The organism is Mesorhizobium sp. M8A.F.Ca.ET.161.01.1.1 (assembly GCF_004792105.1).
GTDB lineage: Bacteria > Pseudomonadota > Alphaproteobacteria > Rhizobiales > Rhizobiaceae > Mesorhizobium.
Window position 1 is genome coordinate 1 of record NZ_SRTD01000377.1, and the last position, 306, is coordinate 306.

Genomic DNA, 306 nt, shown 5'->3' on the forward strand with positions numbered 1-306 from the left:
AGGCTGGGTACCAGCCCGGCCACCGCCAGCCGCTCGCTGCGCACGATGGCGATCAGGGTCTGTTCTTCGTCCTGCCGGCGCGCCTCCAGCAATGGGCTCCAGGCCGCGTAATCGCGGTGGCGCAGGGAGATGAACACCGTGGCCGTGGTACCCCGCCACTGACGGGCCGCGCCCAGCCGCACGCCGCGCTGGCGGTAGCCGTTGGCCGGGTCGGCAGCGCTGCTGTCGGTCAGGTCCACGCCCGCGAACAGGGTCCAGCGCGGGTTGAGCGCGCGGAACCCGGTGGCATACAGAGCCGCCAGTTCG

1 protein-coding gene is annotated in these 306 nt (G+C 72.5%); it reads right to left on the reverse strand.

All coding sequences use genetic code 11. The annotated features are described in order from the left end of the window. Nucleotides 1-306 (reverse strand): surface lipoprotein assembly modifier (locus EN804_RS36155; protein ID WP_135922405.1); only part of this gene is annotated, 306 nt, incomplete at both ends.